12 protein-coding genes are annotated in these 16,213 nt (G+C 72.2%); 9 read left to right on the top strand and 3 right to left on the bottom strand.

All coding sequences use genetic code 11. The features are described 5' to 3' along the window. Nucleotides 1-643: 643 nt before the first annotated feature. Nucleotides 644-1,528, bottom strand: a complete 885-nt coding sequence (locus Air01nite_RS26145; RefSeq protein ID WP_203705959.1) for a hypothetical protein — start codon at nt 1,526-1,528, stop codon at nt 644-646. A gap of 167 nt (nt 1,529-1,695) precedes the next feature. Here Air01nite_RS26145 and Air01nite_RS26140 point away from each other — a divergent pair, with 167 nt between their 5' ends. Genes Air01nite_RS26140 through Air01nite_RS26120 form a run of 5 tightly spaced genes read left to right on the top strand, consistent with a single transcriptional unit; the run spans nt 1,696 to nt 7,642 of the window. Beyond that, the gene (locus Air01nite_RS26140; protein ID WP_203705958.1) at nt 1,696-2,208 is read left to right on the top strand and encodes a hypothetical protein; all 513 of its coding nucleotides are present in this window, start codon (nt 1,696-1,698) and stop codon (nt 2,206-2,208) included. 3 nt (nt 2,209-2,211) lie between these two features. Further along, nucleotides 2,212-2,718: a DUF3558 family protein gene (locus Air01nite_RS26135; protein WP_203705957.1), complete on the top strand. Its 507-nt coding sequence runs from the start codon at nt 2,212-2,214 to the stop codon at nt 2,716-2,718. Continuing rightward, entirely contained in the window at nt 2,715-4,157 is a 1,443-nt protein-coding gene (locus tag Air01nite_RS26130; protein ID WP_203705956.1) for a hypothetical protein, read from the top strand. The genes Air01nite_RS26135 and Air01nite_RS26130 overlap by 4 nt, the downstream gene beginning before the upstream one ends. Nucleotides 4,158-4,178: 21 nt before the next feature. After that, the gene (locus tag Air01nite_RS26125; protein WP_203705955.1) at nt 4,179-6,893 is read left to right on the top strand and encodes a helix-turn-helix transcriptional regulator; all 2,715 of its coding nucleotides are present in this window, start codon (nt 4,179-4,181) and stop codon (nt 6,891-6,893) included. Between the two features lie 11 nt (nt 6,894-6,904). After that, nucleotides 6,905-7,642, top strand: a complete 738-nt coding sequence (locus Air01nite_RS26120; protein WP_203705954.1) for a GNAT family N-acetyltransferase — start codon at nt 6,905-6,907, stop codon at nt 7,640-7,642. 2 nt (nt 7,643-7,644) lie between these two features. Here the strand turns inward: Air01nite_RS26120 and Air01nite_RS26115 are convergent, their stop codons facing one another. Beyond that, nucleotides 7,645-7,881 carry a hypothetical protein gene (locus tag Air01nite_RS26115; RefSeq protein WP_203705953.1) on the bottom strand — a complete coding sequence of 79 codons (237 nt, stop codon included), beginning with the start codon at nt 7,879-7,881 and terminating at the stop codon, nt 7,645-7,647. A 145-nt stretch (nt 7,882-8,026) separates the two neighbouring features. On the opposite strand from Air01nite_RS26115, the gene Air01nite_RS26110 reads away from it, so the two are divergent. Genes Air01nite_RS26110 through Air01nite_RS26100 form a run of 3 tightly spaced genes read left to right on the top strand, consistent with a single transcriptional unit; the run spans nt 8,027 to nt 14,331 of the window. Further along, nucleotides 8,027-8,698, top strand: coding sequence for a hypothetical protein (locus tag Air01nite_RS26110; protein ID WP_203705952.1), 672 nt, complete (start codon nt 8,027-8,029; stop codon nt 8,696-8,698). Next, nucleotides 8,695-9,399, top strand: a complete 705-nt coding sequence (locus tag Air01nite_RS26105; protein WP_203705951.1) for a HoxN/HupN/NixA family nickel/cobalt transporter — start codon at nt 8,695-8,697, stop codon at nt 9,397-9,399. Before Air01nite_RS26110 ends, Air01nite_RS26105 begins: the two co-directional genes overlap by 4 nt. 12 nt (nt 9,400-9,411) lie before the next feature. After that, nucleotides 9,412-14,331 carry a carbohydrate-binding protein gene (locus Air01nite_RS26100; protein ID WP_203705950.1) on the top strand — a complete coding sequence of 1,640 codons (4,920 nt, stop codon included), beginning with the start codon at nt 9,412-9,414 and terminating at the stop codon, nt 14,329-14,331. Between the two features lie 453 nt (nt 14,332-14,784). Here Air01nite_RS26100 and Air01nite_RS26095 read toward each other — a convergent pair whose 3' ends face one another. Further along, nucleotides 14,785-15,369, bottom strand: coding sequence for a TetR/AcrR family transcriptional regulator (locus Air01nite_RS26095; RefSeq protein ID WP_203705949.1), 585 nt, complete (start codon nt 15,367-15,369; stop codon nt 14,785-14,787). Nucleotides 15,370-15,435: 66 nt separating this feature from the next. Between Air01nite_RS26095 and Air01nite_RS26090 the strand changes: the two genes are divergently transcribed. Continuing rightward, the gene (locus Air01nite_RS26090; RefSeq protein WP_203705948.1) at nt 15,436-16,194 is read left to right on the top strand and encodes an SDR family oxidoreductase; all 759 of its coding nucleotides are present in this window, start codon (nt 15,436-15,438) and stop codon (nt 16,192-16,194) included. Nucleotides 16,195-16,213 lie beyond the last annotated feature (19 nt).

Below are 16,213 nucleotides of genomic sequence, written 5' to 3'. Positions count from 1 at the left end.
CCGCCATCCGCGCCAGAGGCTCGTCGCGGCGCCAGGGCAGGTCCCGGTCGACCAACGGCTCGCGGGCGAAGCCGCCGCCTTCCGCGCCAGAGGCTCGTCCCGGCGCAAGGGCGGGGGTCCCGGTCGAGCAACGGCTCGCGGGCCAGACCGCCGCCGTCCGCGCCAGCCGGTCGTCGCCGCGCAACCCCGGCCTCTACCGGATTGCGGTTGGGAGACGGCGGGCGCGTACGGCGCCCGGATGACCGGCGGCGGCTTCGAGCCCGCCGCCGTCCGTGCCACCTGGTCGTCGCCGCGTAACCCCCGGCTTGGTCGGATTGCGGCTGGCCGGCGAGGCCGTCGCCTTCCGCGCCACCTGGTCAGTCGCGGCGTAACCCCCGGCCTTTGCCGGGCCTGCGGCTGGCCGGCGAGACCGCCGCCTCCTGGGCGACCTGGTCAGTCGCGGCGTAACCCTCTGCCGTTAGCCGGCCTGCGGCTAGCCGGCAAAGCCCGCCGCCATTCGGGCGAGACGCTCGTCGCGGCGTCGGGGCGGGCCCAGGTCGACCGTGGTCTCCTCGTGGGCCGGCCTTCAACCGCGGCGGCGGGTCGTGCGGCCACGGGCGCGGGCCCCGGCCGTGGTGCGGCTGGCCGGCGCGGCGGCGCTTTGTTAGAGGGTCTTGTCCAGCAGTTCTTGAAGGTGCTCGCTGGGGTAGGTCTGGCTGAATCCGTTCGCCAGCAGTCCGACTTCGTCCGCCTCTTGTCTGGTGATCGGACGCAAGGTGCCGCTGGGTGACTCCGCTGACCCGAACTCGCCGAGGTCGACGGGTGACCAAGGTTGTCCGGGTGCGTGGTAGATCTCCGGTTGATCCGGAAAGAGCGCACGCAGGTCTTCATCGTGGCCGACGATCGGCCAAGTGCCGTCTGCGATCGCCCGGTCGTCCGTGTACAGCGGGCGGACGCGGGGCTGGCGGTGGCTTGAACTGTCGAGTCGCGGGACGGCGGAAGTGCCCCGGAGGAAGCCGATGGCGGTTCCGAAGCGGCTACGCATGATCACGACGCCCAGGTGGTAGCCGCCGTTTCGCCCAGGGACGGCCACGACATCACCCGCCACCGCTCTGATGGTCCGGGATTTGTCGGCATCCAGCGCGACGACCTCACCGGCCGGGAGGTCGGCGAACGAGACTCCCGACTCGTGCACGACCTGGAGCAATGCCGACGCCAACCCGCCTCCCGTCAGCTCCTGACCGCCGTTGGAGAGCCTGCTGTCGACAAGGGACACGAGCAGCTCAGCGGCCTCGACGAAGACAGCGTCGTTCAAGTCTGCGACCCGTGACGCACGGTTCATGACGTAGCGTCGGCCGCCCTTAACCGTGGCTCGCAGGCGCAACGACCGCGGGAGGCCCCGCCCTGACGGCGTCGAGAAGTTCAGAATCTCGAGGAACTCACCGAGAGTGGGCGGGCCATCGAGCTCGTCCTCGAAGAACTCGAGCATCAGCTCGACCGTCCGCGCGCCCGCAGCCCGCACGTCAGCCGGCACAACCGGCGCCGTCATCGACGTCCTCCTTTGGCCGCGGTCCGTCGCAGGCGCACGCTACCGCGCCGCATAGGGAAACACCCGATTCCTTCGAGGGGCTAGGGCCATAGCGTCGGGCTGTATCCGTGACGGCTGTCTGGGGTGGGTGGTCGCGTCGGGTGCGTGGACCGACGGAGGAATGTTTCATGCGGCGGGTAGTTACGTCGTTGCTGCTGGTGGGGGCCCTGCTGATGCCGGCGGGTTGTGGTGGTTCCGACGACGCGGGCGACTCCGGTGTCGGCGTGGTCGCCGGTGACGAAAACGTGGGCGACGCGGGTGCGGGGCTCTCCGACGTCAAGCCCGAGTGTCCGTTCACGGCCGACAAGGTGTCCGAGATCATCGGCCAGCCGATGAAGGACGAGGGCAACTGCCTGTTCGGCGACGGCAAGGGCGTGGCCAGTCTCACCGTCACCGTCTCGTCCGCGCTTGCCGGTGAGACCACCTACGACTACCAGCGGGACACGGCCGGCAAGTCGTTCCCCAAGGTGAGCGACATCGGCAAGGGCAAGAAGTCCTACCTCGCCATCAAGGACATCCAGGCCGAGGCCGCGCTGATCAGCGACAAGGGTGCGTACACGCTGATCATGAGCAGTTTCGGGTTTGACGAGGCGACGTACGACAAGACCATGAACACCCTCATCGACACGATTCTGGGCTGAGTCATGAAGCGTCAGCTGATCGTCCTCGTCACCGCCGTCGCGCTGCTCGCCGGGTGTGGCGGCGAAGAGCCGGCCACGGTCGGCGCCGTCGCGACCGAAGCCGCGCCCACCGAAGCCGCCGCACCGACCGAAGAGGCACCCGCCGCGCTGCCGAACGCCTGCGAGCTGATCACCCAGGACGACGCCGAGAAGCTCGCCGGCACCAAACTGGACCCGGCCGTCGAGTCCAGCGAGAGCTGCTCGTACACCGGGCCCGTGACCGGGCCCACCGCGCAGGTCGAGATCTACGTCGGTGACGGCGCCAAGAAGTTTCTCGACATCGATCGTGAGCTCAAGCACGAGTTCACCGAGCTGAGCGGCATCGGGGACGAGGCCCACCTCGAGGACGGCACCGTCTTCTACGCCAAGGGCGGCGTCTGGGTCGCGATCCGGCTCGTGCTCCTGGTCGACCCCGCGCAGACCCGCAAGCCGCTCGAAGAAGCCGCCCGGACCGCCGCGGGCCGGATGTGAGACGCACCAGACGGGTCCGGCTGCTCGCGGCGGCGTTGGCCGGCCTGCTCGCCGTCACCGCCACCGGGTGCACCCGGAGCAGTGACGCGGCCGGCTCCGCCACCGCCGACGAGGACCTCCGGTACGGCGCCGCCCCGGCACCGGACGGCGTCACCCTCCAGCCCGATGTGGTCATCGTCGGCGGTGGCGGCAAGTCGGTGCGCTCGGTCACCGCGGACGGCCTCTCCTGGCGCATCGACGGCAAGGCGAAGCACGCCGACGAGCTCGCGCCCGGCAAGGTCATGTTCATCACCGAGCGCGGCGTCGGCCGGGTGCTCGACGTCGCTCCGGTCGACGACGACCTGCTCGTCACCATCGGTCCCGTCGACCTGACCGAGGTGGTCAAGGACGGCACCTTCGAGCGCGCCGACGTCGCGCTCGGCGACCCGGTGATCTACCCCGCCGGCGAGCCGTTCTACGGCGACGAGCAGCCGCCACCGCCGAGCACCTACGGCCGCTCGGTGCCGCTGCAGCGCCGCACCGACCAGCCGACCCAGCCCGGCCCGCAACGCGGCGGCGACGTGCTGACCCGCGCCCTCGGCTACACCGTCTACCCGACCTGCTGCACCAACGGCGCCGGCGCGCACTTCAGCTACGACGACGGCGGCGTGCGGCTCGTCGGCACGGTGACGCTCACCACCCAGCGCCCCAACGCGGGCTTCCACCTCGCGATCGGCGCGGGCAAGGTCACCCGGGCCGAGCTGGAGATCAGCGGCGGCTTCGGCATCAAGGTCGAGTTCGAGGCCGGCATCCAGGACGGCAAGAACCACAAGAAGGTCTTCCCGATCGCGGCCGACCTGTCGTTCCCGATCGGCGCGATAGCCGGCATCCCGCTCTCGTTCACCGTCAGCCAGACGCTGGGCGTGACCACCGCGTTCGGCGCCAAGCTCGGCACCATCAAGGGTTCCGGCGAGTTCTCGCTTGCCGGCAAACTCGGCTTCGGGTACGCGAACGGCACGTTCGGCCCACACGTCACCGAGAACTTCCAGCGCAAGTCGAGCCTGCTCAACTCCCTGACCGGCGTACCCGTCGGCGTGATGGGTCTGCTCATCGAGCACGGCGTGCGGTTCACGGTCGGGATCGGCGCGTTCCTGTTCAAGGCCGGCGTCTACTTCGAGCTCTCCACGAAGTACGGCATGACGCTCGGCTCCGCGCTCGGCGCCGCGTACGCGCAATGCCGCGGGACGGCCATCGGCCTCAACGCCACGTTCGGGGTCGGCTACACGATCCTGGATCCCGTGGTCAAAGTGATCAACTCGTTCCTGAGTCTGCTGAAACCGTTCAAAGTGGTCAACGTCCCACAGATCAAGAACAGCGGCGGGATCAGCTCGTCCAGCGAGATCTACAAGAACGAGGAGGTAATCCCCAAGGTCTCGATCTGCGGGCACGCACCCTCGTAACGGCATGTCATCATCGCCCGTGTGGAGCGGGCGGCGGTGGTGGGTCGGGACGCGGTCCTGGCCGAGGCTCGACAGACCCTGACCGCGGGCACGTCCGTGCTGCTCGAGGGCGACGCCGGCATCGGCAAGACCGCGGTCTGGCGTGCCCTCGTCGACGACGCCCGCCGGCGCGACTGGCTGGTGCTCACCTGCGCGCCCACCGAGGCCGAGGCCGCGCTGCCGTTCGCCGCCCTCGCCGACCTGATCCGTCCGCTGCACGAGCTGGTGCCCGCGCTGCCACCACCGCAGCGGGCCGCGGCGGATGCGGTGCTGCTGGCCGACTTCCCCGACGAGGCCGTCGACGAGCGCGCCATCGGTGCGGCCACCCGGTCGCTGCTCGAGCAGGCGACCGCGCACACGAAGAGTCCCCTGCTGCTCGCGCTCGACGACGCGCCCTGGCTCGACCAGCCCAGCGAGCGGGCGATCCGCTTCGCCCTGCGCAGGCTGGCGCCCCGGCCGCGCACGCTGGTCGCCTGCCGCACCGGCGGCACCGCGCCGGCCACCGCCGCCCTCGACCTCGACGACGCACACCGGTTCGCCCTGGCCCCGCTCGGCGCCGGCGCGCTGCACCAGATCATCCGGGACCGCCTCGGTGGCACGCTGAGCCGCTCGCTGCTGGCCCGCATCGCCCGCGACGCCGGCGGCAACCCGCTGCTCGCGATCGAGCTCGCCCGCGCGGTGCTGCGGTTGCCGCAACCGCCCGGCCCGGGCGAGGACCTGCCGGTCGTGGCCTCGATGCGCCAGCTCGTCGCGGACGCCACCGCCGCCCTGCCGGCGCCGAGCCGTGCCGCGATCCGGCTGGCCGCGCTGCTCACCGTGCCCACAGTGGACGATCTGACGGCCGCCGGGGTCGCCGCCGCCGACCTCGACCCGGCCGAGGAGGCCGGGCTGCTCACCGTGCGCGGCGACGCCATCACCTTCGCGCACCCGGTCTACGCCAGCACGGTCCGCGCCGGGATACCCGCGGCCACCCGGCAGCGGATGCGGCAGGCGCTGGCCGCGGCGGTCGCGGATCCCGACGAGCGGGCCCGCCAGCTCGCCGAGGTCGCGACGCCGCCCGATCCTGCCGTGGCGGCGGAGCTGGCCGCGGCCGCCCGCCGCCAGCACGCCCGGGGCGCCCCGGCGGTCGCGGCGGACCTCTACGAGCGGGCGATCGAGCTGGCCGACCGCGACGCCGACGGGTGGCGGCTGGCCGCCGTGCAGTGCCGGTTCGACTGCGGGGACTACACCGCCGCGGGAGCGGCCGCGGACGCCGCGGCGGCCAAGCTGACCGGCGACGCTCGCGCCGAGGCGCTGCTGCTGCGCGCGATGGTCGCCTGGTCCGCCGACGACCTGACGGGCGCGGTCACGGCCGCCGAAGCGAGCCTCGCCAGCGCCACCGACGCGTTGGCCGGGCGCGTCCACGCGCACCTGTCCATGTTCCACGACCTGCCCGAACGCGGCCGCGCGCACGCCAACGCGGCCATCGCCCTGCTCACCGACCGGGGACGCGACCGCCAACTGCTCTGTGGGGCACTGCTCAACCTCTTCTTCCACGAGGTACGGGAGGGCAAAGCGCCCACCGAGCTGCTCGACCGGGCGCTCCGGCTGGAGGACGGCACCCCGTCCTGGCTGTCCGGCACCGTGCCGGCGATCTGGTGGAAGGGCATCGACGACCACGACCGGGCGCGGGCCCGGCTCCACGACCTGCTGGCGCACGCGGTGGCCCGCGGCGACGAGCCCTGGCAGCACGAGGTCGTCACCCACCTCGGCGAGACCGAGCTGCTGGCGGGCCGGTTCGCCGCCGCCGGCCGGCACATCGCCGCGGCTCGCGAGTTGGGCGAGATGCTCGGCACCGGGCTGGTCGGCGAGACGTGGCTGGCCGGCACCCTCGACGCGCTCCGCGGGCGCCTCGACGCGGCCGGCGCCGTCGCAGACGCCGGGCTGGCCCGCGGCCGGGCGACCGACGAGCCCTGGTCGATCCGCATCCACCTGCAACTGGCCGGCTTCACGCACCTCTCCGCGGGTCGCCCGGGCGACGCCGCGGCGGCCTACAGCGAGCTGGCCACCCTGCTCGCCGACCTGGGCGTCGTCGAGCCGATCACCCAGCGCTTCGAGCCCGACTGGATCGAGGCGTGCGTCGGCGCCGGCGACCTGGAGACGGCCCAGCGAGCCCTGGACCGGCTGGCCGAGCGGCACGCCCGGCTGCCCCGCCCGTGGACCACCCTGGGCCTGGCCCGCAGCCGCGTGCTGCTGGACACCGCGACCGGCGCCGACCCGCTGCCCGCCCTGGCCGCGCTGGCCGAGGCCCGCGCGGCGGTGCCGGCCGGCGTGCTGCCGCTCGACCGGGCCCGGTGCCTGCTGGTCGCGGGAATGGCGCACCGCCGGGGTCGCCGCAAGCGCGAGGCTCGTGAGGCGCTGGAGACCGCCGCGGCCGAGTTCGCCGCCGTCGGCGCCGCGGCCTTCGCCGAACGCGCCGCCGCCGAGTTGGCCCGCACAACCGGCCGGACCGCGTCATCCACAATGGAGCTGACGCCGACCGAGCTGCGAGTGGCCCGGCTGGCCGCCGCGGGCCAGACCAACCGGGCGATCGCGGACGCGCTGTTCATCAGCCCGAAGACGGTCGAGGCCAACCTGGCCCGCGCGTACCGCAAGCTCGGCATCACCAACCGCGCCCAACTCGCAATCGCGATGATCCAGGTGCCGCCCGCGGGTTAGGCTTCCGAGCCATGCCGATCCGCCCCGCTGACGCACTGCTCTGCGCCGACGACGGCGAGCCGCTGGCCCGGCTGCGTGAGCGCGACGACGACGGCCCGATGGTGCGGCCGATCGCGGCCGCCGACCGCGTGGCCCGGCAGATGCTGCGCGACCTCCCTGGCCGCCAGGTGGAGACCCCGGACGACGCGTTGGCAAAGGCGCTGGTCGCGGCCGGCGCCACCCTCACCCGGTCGGCGACGGAACTCCAGCACGACCTGGAGGACCTGCCCGACCCGGTGGCGTTGCCGGCCGGCTGGTCACTGTCCGCGGCCGGCTGGGACGGCGACCTGGCCGCGGCACTCGACGCGGCCTACGGCCCGGACCATCCGGACGGCGGGTGGACCGACAACGACACCACCTCGGTACGCGACATGTTCGAGCGATCCGACCCGGTCCCGCCACTCCTGCCGGCGTCGGCCCGCCTGGTCGGCCCCGACGGCCGCAGCGCCGGACACGTGCTGTGCGCGGGCCCGGTGCCATGGACCGAATACCCGTGCGCCTGGATCCTCAACATCGGCGTCGGCCCACACGCCCAGGGCAACGGCTTCGGCCGGGCCCTGCTCCTGCACGCCCTGCACGGCACCCGCGACGCGGGGCAACCGGTGCTCGCACTCTCGGTGGTCGACGGCAACCCGGCCCGCCACCTCTACGACCGCACCGGCTTCACCGTCGTCACCCGCGTGCTGACCCTCACGACACCCGCGGCCTAGCGTCACGCGTCACCACCGTCGCCGCCGTCGTCGGCGTCGCCGTCGTCATCCGAGTCGTCCGGGGCGTCGGCCTCCCGCGGATGCGCGTCGTCGTCGGCTCCACCGCCGGCACGCCGGGAGCCCGGTGCGGACGCGAGGCCGGGTAGGCGGGCGACCCGCAGACGCATGCGGATCAGACCGACCGTGGCTGCGACCGCTGCGACGACACAAAGGACGTTCGGCAGCCACCCTCCGCTCACGTCGGCGACGGTAGCCGTTCGGCGCAAGCTCCACAGCCGACTGTTCACGTCGGCATCTCCTGGTGATCATGCTGCGGCGCCTGTGTGTTTCACGGAGTTGGCAGAGACTCAGCCGCGGACCCCGATTGAGCTGGAGCGTTGCACCGTGCCCTTACGCGGCCTGGCGGGCGGCCTGGCAACCGCGCTCGCGTGTGTCGTCGCCGTGTTCGGAGCGCCCGCACCCGCGGGCGCGCATCCGTTCGGCGACCCGCAGACGGTCGCCATCACCGCCGATCCGGGCCGGCCCGAGGTCGTCCGCGTTCGCTGGAAGGTCGGCGGCCTCGATGACCTGACCGTCCTCGGCGTCAACCTCGGCCTGCTGCCGCAGGACCGGGTGCTGCTCGACGGCGCGGTCTTCTACCAGCCCGCCGACGCCGCGACGATCGGTCCGTCCAAAGAGTTCGCGGCCTACCTGCTCGAGCAGGTCACGGTCACCAGCGACGGACGGGCCTGCACCGGCACGGTCACGCCGCCCGACGATCTGGCCAAGACCGGGGCTGGCATCGACTACACCTGTCCCAAGGCCGTCGGCGTCGCCAGCGTCGCCGTGCGGACGCTGACCGACCTCAACCCCGCCTACCGGACCCTCGCCACCGGGCCGGGCGGGGCGCGCGCCGTCTACACCGATGACGCGGACACCCACGACTGGACGCTGAGCGGCGGCGCGGCTGGACAAGCCGGGCGGCGCGCCGCCGTCCAGATCGCCGTCGTGCTCGGTGGCCTGCTGCTGGTCGCGGCCGCGTACGTCCTGGTGAGAAAGCGCAAGAGGCGGGCGTGAGCAGCATCGCCGACCAACTCCAGAGCGCGATCCAGTCACCGGGCGTGCCACCGCTGGCGTTCGGCCTCGCCTTCGTCGCCGGTGCCGGCCACGCCGTCACCCCCGGGCACGGCAAGAGCCTGGCCGCCGCATACCTGGTCGGCTCGCGCGGACGGATCCGGGACGCGGCCTGGCTCGGCGGCTCGGTCGCGGTGATGCACACGCTCTCCGTACTCGTGATCGGTCTGGCTTGGACGTTTCTGTCCCTTTCGGACGTGATCGGCATGGCGGACCTGACCCGCTGGCTCCAGCTTGCCGCGGGCCTGCTGGTCATCGGCACCGGCGCGTGGCTCCTCCGCAGACAGCGCCACCATCACGACCACGACCATGACCATCACCACGAACGGCCCGGCATCCTGCTGCTCGGCGCCTCCGGCGGTCTCACCCCCTCCCCCGCCGCGTTCCTCGTGCTCGTCACCGGGCTGTTCCTCGGCCGGGCCGGTTTCGCCCTGCTGCTGGTCCTGACGTTCGGCCTCGGCATGGCCGTCGTCCTCTTCGGCGTCGGCCTGCTCGCGATCGGCGGCAGCACCGTCGTCACCAGCGGCGCGCGGACGCACGCCCTCCTCCGCCGCGCCGCTCGCGTGGCACCGCTGCTCGCCGCCATCGGCATCACGCTCTTCGGCGCCGGGCTCACCGCCGTCGCCGCGATCCAACTGATGTAAGGAGACGCTGTCATGAAGCGCCGCGTTCGTGCGCTCGCCACAGTGCTGGTCCTCGTCGCCGCCACCGCGGTCGTCGCGCCGACCAGTGCCGGGGCCGAGGTGGCCCCACCCGTTGTCGGTGGTCCGCCGACGCTCAACCTCCGCGACGGCCAGGAGCTGGACGGCACCGTCGCCGTCAAGGCCGAGCCCACCGCCGAGAACGACTCGGTCACGGAGATCACCGTCGACGGGCACGCCGTCGACGCGACCGCCACCGCCGGCACCGCGCATTTCGCGTTCGACATGGGCGGCAACGGCACCGAGGCGCGGTACCACAACTACATCACCGTCAACGGCCGCACCGATCGGGTCTACTTCCCCGACATCCCGGGCGGCCGCTCGGGCGTCCTCGACTTCCCCGGCGAGTGGCTGCGCTCCGGCGCCAACACCATCACCGTGAACGCGGGCGCCAACTGGGTCGACACCACCAACACCTCAGCCATCGGGTACGAGGTGCTGCCCAACGGCGAGGGCGGGCGCTGCCCGAACTTCGACGACTTCCCGCTGAGCAGCATCAGCCTGAGCCTGCTGGGCGTGGTGATCGACGGCGAGCAGAACCTGTTCAGCTACAGCTTCGGCGACGGCACCTGCGGCAGCTCGACGCCTCGGCTGAGCCAGACGCTGACGTTCGTGCTCTCCGGCGAGCCGGGCAGCACCGCGGGCCGCGGCTTCGAGCTCGACACCCGCTCGCTGTCGAACGGTGACCACACCGTCAAGGCGGTCACCGCGTCGGGCGCGTCGACCAGCGTGACGGTCGGCGTGAACAACGCGCCCATCGGTTCCGCCAAGGTGACCCCGGCCGAGGGCGCGCTGGTCCGCGGCACCCAGCCGGTCATCGCGGCCACCCCGCGGGACGGCGACGGCGTCGACGCGATCTCCCTGGACGGCGCGCCCGCACAGAACGCGGAGACGCTCGACACCGGCACCTCGACGTTCTCGTTCACCGTCGCGGCCGGCAACTCGGTCGAGGCGCGCTATCACAACTATCTGCTGGTCAACGGCAACCGCGTCGACCTCGGCGGCGACTACGGCGCGACGGCGGCCGAGGCGGTCTCGATCGACCTGCCGAACCGCTTCCTCCGCCCCGGCCAGAACACCGTCCACGTCGTCACCGGTGACTACAACTCCGGCAGCGGCGCGACCCTCTGCGCCAACCACGACGACTTCCGGATCACCCGGAGCACCGCCGGCCTTTCGGTCAGCACCGGCACCGCCACGCTGGACGGCGTCTCCTACGTCACCGCCGGCACCCGGACCCCGACGCAGGACGCCACGCTCGCGCTGGGCGACGGCACGTGCGGTGCCAACAAGGACGCCGAGTTCACGTTCACCATCGACGGTGCCAGGACGACGCGTACGGTCGCGACCCTGGCCAGTGGCGCGGACGCCAAGCTGCGGCTGTTCATCGGCGGCAACGGCACCGACGGTGGCTACCAGAACCAGGTGCTGATCAACGGCATCCCGCTCGACCTCGGCATCTGGGAGAAGGAGACGGCCGAGCTGTCGTTCCCCAACGAGTGGCTCGTGCCGGGCGTCAACGTGCTCGACTTCGTGGCCGGCATCAACCCGACCACGATCGCGCCGGACTGCCCGACCGGCAACTTCGACGACTTCACGATGCGCGACTTCGAGCTCCTGCCGGCCGGCGGCACCGCGACCCGGCTGACCAGGATGGTCGCGCAGACGACCGTCACGATCGGCTCCTCCTCGTACCCGCCGGGTGCGCAGGTCACGACGTTCATCGGTGACGGCACCTGCGGCAGCACCTACAACAACGCGCTCCGCAAGGAGATCCTGTTCGCGGTCGACGCGCCCGCGAAGGGCCTGCGGGCCGACGTGGACACCAAGTCGATCGACGACGGCCGGCACACGGTCTCGGCGAGGAGCGGAGATCGTACGGCTACACGTACGTTCACCGTCGACAACGCCGCACCGGTGGTGGAGAGCAGCGTGCCCGCGCAGGGCCAGCGGCTCACCGCGACCGTGGCGCTCGACGTGCGGGTCAAGGACGCGACCGGCGTCGCCGGCACCCCGACCATCACGCTCGACGGCAAGCCGGTCAAGCAGGGCGACCAGATCGGCCACGGCCTGCCGGCCGGCGCGCACACGCTGGCCGTCACCGCGACCGACACCCTCGGCAACACCGCGACCCGCGAGGTCACGTTCAGCAGCGCCAGCATCCCGGACGTGCCGACCGCGCTGAGCTCGGTCGTCGAGGGCGTGAACGGCCCGACGGCCACGCTGTCCGCGAAGGTCCCGGGTGCGGACGGCACCCCGCTGACCGCCACCTTCACCAAGGCCGACGTCGTCACCCCGACCGCCGGCTACCAGGGCGTGGCCGCATCGGTGCCGACCACATTGGACACGCAGCACGAGGGCACCGTCGACGTCGCCTCCCTGCGCCCGCTCGACGGCCGCACCGTCGACTCGGCGTCCAGCCGGGACGTGGTCTTCCAGCGGTACGACCTCGCGCTCACCGACGCGCAGCAGGCACCGACGCTGCGCTGGGAGGGCACCATCGACCCGGCCCGCGTCGCCGCGCTGCGCGTGTGGGACCCGGCCGCCAAGAAGTGGGTCGTGCTGACCAGCTCGCGCGGCACGGCGGGCAAGAGCACCGTGCTCACCGCGCCGCTCACCGCCGGCTACCGCGACGCCGGCACCGTGCACGTGCTGGTCACCGGCGAGGACCCGTTCGCCGACGACCTGTCGCCGCGGGACTCCTCGGCGCAGAACGACAAGGACCGGTTCGAGGACCCCAACTCGTACGACTTCGCGCTCGCGCACTTCACCGACACCCAGTACCTCAGCGAGGGCGCGGCCGGCGGCACCAACGACGACTTCGACGGGCGGGCCGAGCCCTCCGACGTCCAGGTCGCCGAGGAGCAGGCCGTCTTCGCGGCGGCGTACCGCAAGACCACGCAGTGGATCGCCGACAACATGGCCGGGCGGAAGATCGCCTACACGGCGCACACCGGCGACGTCATCGAGAACGACTACTACGACCCGCTCGCCAAGAACCCGGACGGCTCGCTCCTGCGGCCGGGTCTCGACGCGCAGGTCACCCGGGAGTTCGAGCGGGCGTCGGAGTACCAGAAGGTCCTGGACGACAAGGGCGTCGTCAACCAGGTCATCGCCGGCAACCACGACAACCAGCTCGGCGCCGAGACCGGCCCGAACTCGCGGTTCAGCAGGACGTTCGGCGCCAACCGCTACTACGGTGTGGCCGACGCCTGGCCGGCCGGCACCGAGTACCACGCGTGGGACGAGGTGACCAACGCCGACGGCACCGTCACCCCGGGCAAGGACAACCAGAACAACTACGTGCTGTTCTCGGCCGGCGGCCTCGACTTCGTCGCGGTCGGTCTGTCGTACGGCGTGACGCCGGAGGAGGCCCGCTGGGCCGACTCGATCTTCAAGCGCTACAAGGACCGCAACGGCATCCTGCTCTCCCACGACTACCTGCGCCCGTCGACCAACCCCGACGGCCGCGACGCCGCGTTCTCGGCACCGGACGGCTCGCCGCTCTACAAGCTCGTGGTGGAGGCCAACCCCAACGTGTTCCTGGTGCTGGCCGGCCACGAGCACGGCGTCGGCACCAACGTGAAGTCGAAGGTCGGCGTCACCGTGACGCACGACGTGGTCGAACTGCTGGCGGACTACCAGTTCTACACGGTGTCCGCGGGCGAGCTGTGGCCCGAACGGGTCGACGCGGCCGGCAACATCGACCTCAACGGCGATGGCACGGTCGACCGCAAGGCCACCGACCGGCTGCAGTTCGGCGCGAGCTTCCTGCGGTTGCTCCAGTTCGACGTGGACCGGGCCGAGATGAGCATCGACACCTACTCGCCGCTGCTCGACAACTTCGGCGCCACCGAGTACGACATCCGGGCCGACGGCAGCCAGCCGCGGCCCCGGTACAACGGCGCGGAGGACAACCTCAAGCTCCCGGTCGACCTGACCACGCGGAAGACCTCGTTCACGACGGACTCGCTGGCGGCGTACGTGCCGTCCGGCGTGATCGGCAGCGACGAGATCACCGCGAACGGGACGGCGTCGGTGAGGTGGTCGGGGCTGCTGCCCGCGACGTCGTACGCGTGGGTGGTCGAGGCGCGCAGCGCTGACGGTGGCATCGCGGTGGCTCAGCCGGCGGTGTTCCGCACCGCCGCGGGCAAGGCTTCGGTGACCGCGACGTCGAACCCGGTCGACTGGGGCACGGCGGCCAAGGTGACGGTCAAGGTCGAGGCCGCGCCGGCCCCGATCACCGGGACGCTCACCCTCCGCGAGGGCAACCAGGTCCGCGGTTCGGCGGCGGTGCCGGCCTCGGGGGCGGCGACGTTCACTCTCCCGGCGGGCCTCGCCGGTGGTACGCACGCGCTGACGGTTTCGTACTCGGGCAACGACTACGTCGAGGCGACGTCGGTGCCGGTGACGGTGACCGTCAAGCTGCCGCCGGCCTGGAACGCGTCGACGGCCTACAACACCGGCCAGCGCGTCACGTACGACGGCAAGGTCTTCGTGGCCTCCTGGTACGCGAAGGGCGAGAAGCCCGGCAGCAACGCGACCGGTGCGTGGCAGGAGTTGGCCATCACGGAGGAGGGCGCGGCGATCTGGACGCCGTCGCGCATCTTCGACGGCGGCGAGATCGTGGTGCACGACGGCAAGCGGTGGCAGGCGCTCTGGTGGACCCGCAACCAGCGGCCCGGCGACCCGAACGGCCCGTGGGCGGAGATCGCCCCGGTGCCGGCCGACGGCAGCCCGGCGGCGTGGACGGCGAGCATGCCGTACGACGCCGGCGACCGCGTGACGTACGAGGGCAAGGTCTACGAGGCCAAGTGGTACTCGCGCAACCAGCGCCCCGGTGACCGCAACGGCCCGTGGAAGCAGATCGGCTGACGCCTTTCACGAACGCGGCCCGCGGCTCCCTCTCCGGAGGGAGTCGCGGGCCGCTCGTATTCGGGTACGCACCCCGGGCGGGCTGGCCCGGTGGCCGTTGACCCTCTGCGCCCGGACTGGTCCGCTTCGGGTTGTCCGGTGGCTGATCATGTGTGGCTGGTCAGCCCGGGATGGTGCGCGTCGAATGATCGGGTGCGGTTGGTCTGCGCGACACGCCGCCGGTCTACCTGATCCTACACACCTGATCAGGTACGCGGGGTTGCCCTGATCCGGTGAGGTTCACACGATCATGGCTGGGGCCGGCCCGACCCGGGCCGGGCTGGCTGATCCATGACTGCCGCGGCCCGGCTGGGTGTGTTGCCCAGGCGGGTCGAACGAGGGTGGTCCTTGCACGTTGCGCCACGGTTGTGGACCCTCGCGTAGATTCGCTGTCCCGACGACCCACGGAATTGATCAGAGGGCGTCGGGCCCGAAGGCGGCGGTGAGCGCCTCGGCGATCAGGTCCGGCAGCGCGGTGCGGCCGTCGTCCTCGGCCCAGCGCATCAGGGCCGTGTGCATCGCGGCCAGGCAGGCGCCCGCGGCGGCCTGGGCGTGGAACGTGTCGCCGCCGGGTTCGAGGGCGTCGACGATCGCCTGTTGCAGGGCGTAGTGGCTGTCCAGGTGCTTCGCCCGCAACGCCGGGGTCGAGATCATCAGGCGGAGGCGGGCGAGCAGGAACCGCTCGTCACCGTCGCCGGTCAGCACGTCCGCCGACTCGACCAGCGCGCGGCCGATGCGGCGCACCAGCGGCTGCCCGGCCGGTGCCGCGGCGACCCGCTCGGCGGCCAGTTCCCGGTGCTGGTCGACCAGCACGAGGTCCTCTTTGGTCGGGAAGTGCCGGTAGACGGTCATCGGCGAGACGCCCGCGGCCTCGGCGACGTCGGCAACGGTCGTCGCGTCGTAGCCGCGCTCGGTGAACAGCCGCACCGCGTGGGCCTGGATGGTCCGCTGGGTGTCGGCACGCCGCTGCGCGCGCAAGGTCGGGTGCTGGTCGGGCATGTGTGAGAGACTACCGTCATGTTAGTGTCTACCGACTTGGTAGTGACTAACATGCGGAGGCAGACGATGACGGACGACAGGACCGCGCTGGTCACGGGCGCGTCGCGGGGCATCGGGCAGGCGATCGCGATCCGGCTGGCGGCGCGCGGCGCGGCGGTGGCCGTGCACTACGGCACGGACAAGGAGGGCGCCGCCGCGACGGTCGGCGAGATCGAACGCGCCGGCGGCACCGCGTTCAGCGTCCAGGCCGAGCTCGGCGCAGAGGGGGACGTCGAGACGCTGTTCGCCGGCCTCGAGGAGGGTCTGGCCGGACGCCCGCTCGACATCCTCGTCAACAACGCGGCCGCGGCGCCCGCCGGCCCGCTCGGCGTCACCACCCAAGCGGATTTCGACCGGCTGTTCGCGGTCAACGTGCGGGCGCCGTACTTCATCATCGAGCGGGCCCTGCCGTTGCTCCGCGACGGCGGCCGTGTCATCACGATCTCGTCGGTGGCGACCCGGATGGCCAACCCCACCCAGACGTCCTTCGCGATGACGAAGGGCGCGGTCGAGACGATGACCCGCACGCTGGCCAACCAACTCGGCGCACGCGGCATCACGGTGAACGCGGTCTCGCCGGGCGCCACCCGCACGGCCACCAACGGCGCGGCCTTCGCGGCGCCGGGCCTCGCCGACTTCATCGCGGGCGCGACGGCACTCGGCCGGCTGGGCACCGCCGACGACGTCGCCGAAGTGGTCACGTTCCTGGCCTCCGCCGAGGCCCGCTGGATCACGGGCCAGGTCATCGACGCCACCGGCGGCCTCTTCCTGGGGCCACGCGTTTGATCCGTCCCCGCTAGCCTCG

This window comes from Asanoa iriomotensis (assembly GCF_016862515.1).
In the GTDB taxonomy this organism is placed as follows: Bacteria; Actinomycetota; Actinomycetes; order Mycobacteriales; family Micromonosporaceae; genus Asanoa; species Asanoa iriomotensis.
The sequence above is the reverse complement of the archived record's forward strand: the minus strand, read 5'-3'. Positions and strand labels throughout refer to the sequence as shown.